This is a genomic window from Novipirellula sp., from assembly GCF_041583735.1.
Classification (GTDB): Bacteria; Planctomycetota; Planctomycetia; order Pirellulales; family Pirellulaceae; genus Novipirellula.
Window position 1 is genome coordinate 1 of record NZ_JBFHFD010000382.1, and the last position, 8350, is coordinate 8350.

The following is an 8350-nucleotide window of genomic DNA, read 5'->3' on the forward strand; positions in this document are numbered from 1 at the left end:
AGCGATTTTCGCCAAAGAATCGCGTCATCAACCCCACCAACCACAGCGGGATCAACGCCCCAGCGATCGCATGCAGCATCGCCACTCGCAAACCGATCAGCGATAACAGCGTCCCTCCGTCAGCAAATCCATGGCTTTGTGCAAATCCATCGATCGTCCCTTCCCCCGCTAAACCGCTGCTGACGCCAATCAGGATCGGCGTGCCAACGGCGCCAAAGGAAACCGGAGTGCTTTGAATCACCACGCCCGAGACGACTGCCGCCATCGCGGGAAAGCCGAGACCGACCAACAGTGGCACCGCGACAGCCGCGGGCGTTCCAAAACCGGCGGCTCCTTCGATAAACGATCCAAACAACCATGCAATGATGATGACTTGGATGCGGCGGTCCGGTGAGATGTCCTGAAACGACCGTCGGATTGTTCGCAACGCCCCGCTTTGACGCAGCGTATTGAGTAATAAGATCGCGCCGAAGATGATATACAACAACTCCGCAGCAATGATCAGCCCTTTCACACTCGCCGCTGCAACTTGCCATGCATCAACCTGCCAAACCCACAGCGACAACCCGCAGGCAACGATGTATGCCAGCGGCATCGCACGACTGGCTGGCCAACGCAGCATGACTAAGAAAACAGCCACGGCAATGATCGGCAGCAATGACAAAAACGCCAGTACTTCGTCGCTCACGATGGGGCGTCCCGTGCTAACGAGGGTTCGAGTGCAAACACTAATACGTCGGTGTTTGCGATCGGCACCACGTTAACCTACAGAATCGCATCAATGTTGCCGCTGACCTTCGTATCGCCCCATTTTGCTGCAATCATAACGCTGTTGATCCCCGAGCCGATCCCCAACATCGCAACTTGGTCTCCGCTGGAAAGATCACCTCGCTTGGCGGCCGCGGCAAGCGTCAACGGCAGCGCGACCGATCCCGTGTTGCCCAAGAACGGAAACGTGATGCTGTCGTTGTCCTGGGAAAGTCCCATTGCTTCTAGCATCGCCACGCGATGCCGCGAACCGACTTGATGACATACCGTTCGCGAAATGTTGGATCGCGTCCATGTCGATTCTTCTAACAAACGATCAAACGCCGCAGCGCCCGTTGCAATCCCTTCGGCCATCAAACGTTCCGAGTCGGTATCCATCAGCGGCGTCATCCCCGCGCCGGCCGAGTCCTGGTCGCTGCGACACAGATCATGAAACTCGGTACGAGCCTCTGCGATCGCGGTGTCCAGTAGCGTCGGCTGCCGATCGCCATTGGCGGCATCGGGTCGCGCGAGATCACGATGGGCCAATAACCATGCACAACTGCCCGAGCCGATCGTCAGCGAAGCAAACGCGGGCTTCACGCTTTGCCGAGTCAGCGTTTGATCGGCATTCAACTGAGCAATGGTCTGTTCCAACAGCGGGCGACTGTTTTCCGTTCCCACCACAATGCCTGCTTCGATCACCCCTGCTTCGATCAACGCGGCGATTTGCACGGCACCGTTCATCACACCTAGACAGGCGTTCGAAACGTCATAGACCCAACAGCTCGACGGCAGCCCCAATTCATGGTGAACCCGTGACGCGGTGGCGGGCTCTAGAAAGTCACGGCACACGCTGGCGTGAATCAGGCAACCGATCCGCTCGGGGGCGATCCCTGACGCCTCCATCGCGCGGCGAGCACTGCGAACACTCGGCTCGCTGGGCATCGTTCCCCTTTGCCAGACACGCCGCTCGTTAATCCCGCTCATCAACGCCAAGCGTCCTTCGGGAAGTTTCAAGCGGCTATAGAGCGGCTCGAGTTTCCGTTCGAGGTCGTCACTGGTCCAAATCTCTTGGGGAATTTCGGTACCGATCGCATCAAGGGAAACGTTGCTAAATCTCACGCTCAAGTCCTAAGTCGTTGGCTGCATTGGTGTTGGTGCATTTATAGCGAACAAAACCGCGGCTGACCAGGATCTCAAATCGTTGCGGAAAACCGCTAGTTGCTAGCAAACGAGGCATTTGCTAGCACCGCATGTAGTGCTAGCGAAGGTCTTTTTTGCCTAGCTGGCAAAAAGGGTTTGCATTGTTCGCATACCCGCATAAAGTTTCGCCGCACCAGAAGTGACACGGCGTGTGTCACTTCCGGCGGAAAACAACGATGGGATCGCCGAACAACATCGCTCCTCTTGGGGAACATGTTACTAGGACTTGTCCAAACGTCACGATGGGATGAAAGCCAAGATGGCACTCACTGACATCGCAAGCATTCCTTTTCGAATTCAAAAATTCTTCTCTGAATTGTTTTCTGTCGCCACATGTTGCGAAATGATTTTTGCAACGCGTTTTTTATCACTCGCGATCTTCGAAGAGGAACTTTCGGATGACGTGTAAGCCCTTGATCGGCATGAATGCCGACTTTCGTGCTGCCGCTCGTAACGTACCCGCATACAGTTACATTGCAGCAGGATACTTTCAATCGGTGATCGCAGCGGGAGGGATTCCAGTTGTTTTGCCGCCCATGGATGACGCGGAATCGATTCACACCGCGATTGAAAATTTGCATGGCTTTATCATGATCGGCGGAGCCGACTTGGATCCACGCAACGATGGCTTTATGTTGCATCCTTCGGTTCGCCCGTTGGATCCCGTTCGCGAAACCAGCGACCGTTTGATCATTGCTGAGCTGGCCGAACGACGCGTCCCTGTGCTCGGAATTGGCACTGGAATGCAATTGTTGAATGTTCACCAGGGCGGAAACCTGTTCTTGAACATCAAAGAGGACCTGCCTAACGCAGTGCCTCATCATGACCCTCACGATCCTAACCATCGCCACACGTTGAACGTCGAAAGCGACTCGTTGGTCGGCCGCGTTTATGGCGACGGTGAAATCCGTGTTAGCAGCCGTCACCACATGGCGATTGACGAAGTCGCTCCTGGTTTCCGTGTCACCGCTCGTTGCCCCGACGGCGTGATCGAAGCAATCGAAAGCGAAATGATGGATTGGTTTGCCTTGGGCACTCAGTTCCATCCCGAGTGTGGTGCCGCATCGGCGCTTGACATCCGCATCTTCGAAGAATTCATTGATGGCGTGCGTGATCGCGTCATGCAAGAAGATCTTCGACTGGTGGCCTAGTCCCATTCGCTCGAATCCCGTGATCACGCTTCAGGAGGAAGCGTGATTGGCGACCTGTTCGAGCTGCCAATCATAGACAACATCGCTTTCCACTTTGTTCGCAAGGATTGGCGAATCAATGGAAAGAGTGTCGTCTTCGATTCTACTTAAGTCGGTATCGCGGAAGGAGTCTGCAGCTTGCAGCGAGTCGAATCGAAACCCAATTCAAGGAAAAGCTACGCACGGACGGGTGATTAGGGAGATTGAAAACGAACTTCATTGCCGCAACGAACATTTCGCTCGACGCACGGATTCGCGTTTACAGGACATGATGTCCCAGGATTGGAATGCAAGAAGCACAGATGGCAATCGCCAGCCAGGATGGCAGGTGGATCAAGCTTGGAAGCTACGGTTGTTTCGCTGGAAAATTAAACTAAGACGGAGAGTCACGGCTGACTAAACAATGAGGCCGGGCGTGCACCGAGTTGAGGCACGCCCGGCTTCTTTTATGCGCGGCCAAGAACCGCAGCGAGGGGCAAACAGAACCGCAGCGGCATCAGACGCCCCGTGGCTTATCGGACACCCCGTGGCTTACTGGGCACCCTGTGGCTTATCGGGCACCCTGTGGCTTATCGGGCAGCCTGTGGCTTAGACGCCAAACCACCACTTGCCGATTCCCAACCAAACCGGCACCAGCAGGATGCCGGCGATCGAAGTCGACAGCACCACTCGCAATGCCGTCGACGTATCGCGTCCATACAGTCGCACCAACACGATCGGGAAGACCGCCGCAGGCATGGCGGCTTCGAGCATCACGACCTGCTTCATGTCCAACGTCATCTGATTTGAAAGACTCGCGATGACGGTGGCGATGGCCAGCAGCAGTAGTGGCAGCAGGCCTTGCCGAATTCCGATTGCCCAGCACACGACGCGGGCGGATCCGGACCACGTGGTTTCTTTCAAGTAGTCGATGATGATCGCTCCGCTGAGCAGCAACCCCATCGGGATCGCGCAATTACCAAGCATCTCGATGGCACTCATACAGGAATTGGGAATCCATTGTTCGAGACCGAATCGCCGCATCAATCCGGCGACGATGACGGTCACAACCGGAGCACTCAGCACGGCTCGCCGCCACCCGCTTCCGCTGGCCCCCCCGATCACTGCGATACCAATACTCCAAAGCGCCATGTCGACTCCGACATTATGCAAAATCAGATCGACTTCGGCGTCGGGGTAAAACCGCTGCGCCAGCGGTAGTGGGATGTAACCGTAATTACAGATACCGACACAAAGTGCAAACGTTCGTTTTTTGGAATCGTTGTCCAAACCGATCCAGTGCCCCAGATAACGGGCGATCAAATACCCAATTAGAAATCCCAGAGCGGTGGTGCCAAAGCCGAAGACCGGCGGGAACCAAGCGGTCGCGAACTGGCTCATTTGATCGCTCGTCAAAATCCGGTTGGCGAACAGAGCGGGCAGCAGGACTTTGGCGGTCAGGTTGGCAAGCGACTGATCCGCCGCACGCGTCAACCAACCGGTTTGGCGGCACAGGGCGCCGATACCGATGACAAGAAAGACGCCGAGAACACTTGAAATGATGGGCCATAAATCAGAAAGCATTGCGTTGGCTCGCCCGTGGGGGCGGCATGATCGAGGAAAGGCGTCAAAATCCGACCCCAAATAGACCCGCAAACTGATTTTTGGGCCACGGGACTTTGACTCTCGGCGGCCGGACAATACAATGGGGTCAATGCGAGCGAAGTTGCTCGCCCCCCATCCATCCCCGACCATCGGTTCTGGAGGTGTTCGGCGCCCTTGTGTGTCGATCGACCTACCCGCTTTCGCCGAAGTTTGCGTCAGGATTCTCCTTCAAGAGCCTCGGTAGCGGAGCAAAAAATGTTAATGATGTCGATGTTTACGCAGTGCATGGTACTGGCATTCGGTTTCCCTGGACTTCCCGAATTGATGGTGGTGCTGTTGATTGCACTGGTTCTTTTCGGCGGAGCCAAATTGCCTAGTTTGATGCGAAACCTCGGTCGCAGTGCGAACGAGTTCAAACGTGGTATGGCGGAAACGACGGACGAAGAAGAGGACGAGACTCACTCGCCAAGCGGGAAAGCGTAACATGTTTGGTTTATCACCATTTGAGTTGATGGTGATCGGAGTCATCGCAGTCGTGTTGTTTGGCGGCAATCTCCCCGAGGTTGCCCGCAAATTTGGCAGCAGCTACCGCGATGTGCGACGCACTCTCAACGATGTCCAACAACAGTTTCGTGAGGCTGAATATGAAGCCAAGCGAGCGTTGACGCTGGACACACCTGCATCAACCAAGCTGGATGAACCCGAGGACGAACCCGAAGAGCCATCGGCTCCCAAATTCAAACCCCCGGCCTAACAAACCGCTTGGATAGAAGACCCAGGCTGGAAGCCAATGCCATCAGCAAGCTTCCGGCCATTCGGATTGGATTCGCAGCGAAGACGCCCAAGAATCGGAAGCAAATATTGCTGTCGGCCCACTGGAATCGATTCGCATCTCCGGTTAGGCTTGGTGACCTGTCGGCGCCAAGGAATCGACCGCAAGTTCTGTGAACGACTGCGAGATTCTCGGCCAACGAAACGACGACAGAAAAGCGGGCGATTGGCTCAGTTGGTTAGAGCGATGCTTTCACACGGCATAGGTCACTGGTTCGAATCCGGTATCGCCCATCAGATAGTAATGTCCAGCGCTATCCTGGACGATAAAAACGCGTGAATCGCCAGCTAAAACACCGTCCGCGGTTGCATCGGCGGTTGCACCAATAACGCCAGATAGACCCGGAATGCAACCGCCAGTGCAACCGCCGTTTGCGGAATCTTCGCGGTGGGCCGATCCGGACCGTTTAGCATTGGGATCCGATGCCGCTTTGAATGCCGCCTCGGTTTCCATCGCGTAATGCTTCATCGCAACCGTAACCGTGTTGCCAAGCCAGCTCGCCACGTCCTTGGAAGGATACTGGGCCATCAATTCCGTTTCGCGGGATGCCCGCAAGTTTTGAAACAACCGGGGCCACGGGACCAAGCCAGCTCGCTTGATAATCTTCTCGAATTGCGTCCGAAGATTCTGTGCGGCCGAACGATACCGATTGATCACATACTCGGTCCCATCGGGGGCCGCAGCTTCGGCAGCTTCCAAATAGGGGCGGAGCTCGACAAATATGGGGCACACGCGGACACCACCATCCGCATGGTGCTCGGTCTTACTCGCATGGATCACCATGCGACCCTCTGCCAAGTTCACATCGCACCACCGCAACCGCAGTAATTCCGACGGACAACGCAAACCGCCGTACCTTGCCAGTGCAATGATTGTTCGCCAATCCACATCGGGGCATTGCTCAATACACTTTTCAATCGCCTGGTGGGTCACGAAGAATTGACGCGCGGAATTGCCGCCGGTGGTGGTCGGCAATTTGTCGAACGGATTCGATTCGATGATCCCGCGTTCCACCGCTTCGTCAAAAAATTGTTTCGCCATCCCCGTTCGCCTGCGGACGGTATCTTCGGCCATCGACGTTCGCCCCTGTTTTTTGTCCCGGCGGTTCCCGTGGGACTTCAACCACGTTCGCCATTTCTTGGCATCCGTGGGCGTGATGTCGCGAAGCAAACGCCGGCGGCCAAAATGAGTTACCAGATTGTCCCGCGTCTTTTCATACGTGCTCAACGTCCCCGGCTTGATGTCGGTACGTTCCGCCAAATACTCGTCCAACCACGCGGCCACCGTCAAAACTCGGGCGACACGTTTCTCGACAGCTTCACACAATCCGCATTTCGCCAACTTGTTACGAAAGTCCTTGTCGAGAGTGCTGAGCCAATCGGCCGTCACCATTTCCGGCGGTTGCCCTTTCTTCACGCGGTCAAGCAAGTGTTCGACGTGTTGCTTAACTTGCTGAGCGTTCCACTCGGGGACATTGCCGAGCCATAGCGTCCGGTTTCGCTTTTCAACATCGCGAAACTGTAAACGCCACCCCTGCCGGCCGCGGTCATCTTCAAAACGTAAACTTGCCATCGTGATTCATCCTTCACGTCATCAAAGGTAAGAGAGCAACGGCGGGCCGGGTGATGATGCCCGGTTTTCGCCCCGTCGGACTAGCCGTTGCGATTTTGAGTGTACCAAGTTTTCAATCGGCAACGGGGGCCGATTCGGGTGAAACGATTGTCACCATCGGGGACCGCCCCCGTTTCGTTTCCACCAACACCAAGCCACGATCCGCCATTACCCCCAAGATCCGTCTTGCAGTTTTCGGGTGGACCGAAAGTTCCGCGAGGACTTGCGGTGTCAACTTCACGGGGTTTCGACGTTGGTAGCCGGCCGCGTACCAAAGCAACACAGCAACCGCGGCCGCTTGCCTTCCGCACCCCGATGCCAGTTTGAACCACGCCAGTGGAATCGGACCACGAATGAAACGTTCACCGGGGCCATGTTTCGGCAACGGGACCGACGCCGGCTTTCCCTTGCCGGACTTATCAACGCGTCTCTCGCCACGAACGGTGAACAATGCCGCCACGTCACTGGGGCCGGCGGTGAAGGATTCCAAGTTCATCGGGTTTCCATACTTAATAAGAAGATTCTTAATGAGATTCCTAACAAGAAAACTAAATAGATGGGGGTACGGGTGGGACATAACGGGCCGATCACAGGACACAGCGTTCCCCAATTTGGACACAGCGTTTCGTTGAACGTCTCACTACGTCCCATGTTTGTTATCCGCCTCAGTAGCAAGCCGGAACACGCGGTCCCACATTTCCTGCCCTCGGTCGTCATCCATGTACCGTTCCGGATCCCGAACCACTTTGGCGTCCGACTCCAAATCGAAACCGTCCAACACGATCCGGCCGGCTTCACGCATGATCGATTGGGTTTGCACCACCGCTTCGTCAATTTGTGCCGAGTCCGATTCGATCAAAATTGCATCATGCACAGGACAGCAAACCGTGATGCCCGATTCCGTCGCCATCGAGCAAGCCAGCCGCAACATTTCCGCGCCGTTCGCTTGCATCGGAAAGTTTGCGAGGGAACGCGGATTGTCACCCCCGATTGTGTGAATCGGCCAACCGAACACGGTTTGCAACTGACCTGTAAGCATCGCCGTATCAACTTGGGATTGCGACCAACGCCAAAACACGGGGAACGTCTCCCGATGCCGCCGGAGTAGGTTTCTCGCAAAGGCTACCGGCTTGTTTAGCTTCGCGGCCAAACCGTGTTCGCTCATCCCGTATTGCGTCGC

The 8350-nt window shown here is 55.8% G+C and carries 9 protein-coding genes, 1 tRNA gene and 1 pseudogene; 4 read left to right on the top strand and 7 right to left on the bottom strand.

What is annotated here, in order from left to right:
* Nucleotides 1–688, bottom strand: a 688-nt coding sequence (locus tag ABX962_RS23245) for an L-lactate permease (protein WP_372722765.1), incomplete at its 3' end; no start/stop codon positions are given.
* 77 nt (nucleotides 689–765) lie between these two features.
* Entirely contained in the window at nucleotides 766–1872 is a 1107-nt protein-coding gene (locus ABX962_RS23250; protein ID WP_372722767.1) for a 3-oxoacyl-ACP synthase III, read from the bottom strand.
* A gap of 479 nt (nucleotides 1873–2351) precedes the next feature.
* Between ABX962_RS23250 and ABX962_RS23255 the strand changes: the two genes are divergently transcribed.
* On the top strand, nucleotides 2352–3104 hold the full coding sequence (locus ABX962_RS23255; protein WP_339946828.1) for a gamma-glutamyl-gamma-aminobutyrate hydrolase family protein: 753 nt from the start codon (nucleotides 2352–2354) through the stop codon (nucleotides 3102–3104).
* 627 nt (nucleotides 3105–3731) lie between these two features.
* Here the strand turns inward: ABX962_RS23255 and ABX962_RS23260 are convergent.
* Nucleotides 3732–4706 carry an AEC family transporter gene (locus ABX962_RS23260; RefSeq protein ID WP_372722769.1) on the bottom strand — a complete coding sequence of 325 codons (975 nt, stop codon included), beginning with the start codon at nucleotides 4704–4706 and terminating at the stop codon, nucleotides 3732–3734.
* A 276-nt stretch (nucleotides 4707–4982) separates the two neighbouring features.
* On the opposite strand from ABX962_RS23260, the gene tatA reads away from it, so the two are divergent.
* The 3 genes from tatA to ABX962_RS23275 all read left to right on the top strand — a co-directional run bounded on the left by tatA (nucleotide 4983) and on the right by ABX962_RS23275 (nucleotide 5792).
* On the top strand, nucleotides 4983–5210 hold the full coding sequence (gene tatA / locus ABX962_RS23265) for a twin-arginine translocase TatA/TatE family subunit (protein ID WP_372722771.1): 228 nt from the start codon (nucleotides 4983–4985) through the stop codon (nucleotides 5208–5210).
* Between the two features lies 1 nt (nucleotide 5211).
* The gene (locus ABX962_RS23270; protein ID WP_339946825.1) at nucleotides 5212–5481 is read left to right on the top strand and encodes a twin-arginine translocase TatA/TatE family subunit; all 270 of its coding nucleotides are present in this window, start codon (nucleotides 5212–5214) and stop codon (nucleotides 5479–5481) included.
* A 237-nt stretch (nucleotides 5482–5718) separates the two neighbouring features.
* Nucleotides 5719–5792 (top strand) — tRNA-Val (locus tag ABX962_RS23275).
* Nucleotides 5793–5846: 54 nt separating this feature from the next.
* Here ABX962_RS23275 and ABX962_RS23280 read toward each other — a convergent pair.
* The 4 genes and pseudogenes from ABX962_RS23280 to ABX962_RS23295 form a co-directional block, all read right to left on the bottom strand.
* Entirely contained in the window at nucleotides 5847–5972 is a 126-nt protein-coding gene (locus ABX962_RS23280) for a hypothetical protein (protein WP_372722773.1), read from the bottom strand.
* 103 nt (nucleotides 5973–6075) lie between these two features.
* Nucleotides 6076–7131: pseudogene (locus ABX962_RS23285) on the bottom strand (tyrosine-type recombinase/integrase); the annotation flags it as partial.
* A 112-nt stretch (nucleotides 7132–7243) separates the two neighbouring features.
* Nucleotides 7244–7666, bottom strand: coding sequence for a hypothetical protein (locus ABX962_RS23290; protein ID WP_372722775.1), 423 nt, complete (start codon nucleotides 7664–7666; stop codon nucleotides 7244–7246).
* A gap of 144 nt (nucleotides 7667–7810) precedes the next feature.
* On the bottom strand, nucleotides 7811–8350 hold a 540-nt coding region (locus ABX962_RS23295; RefSeq protein ID WP_372722777.1), incomplete at its 5' end, for a DNA polymerase.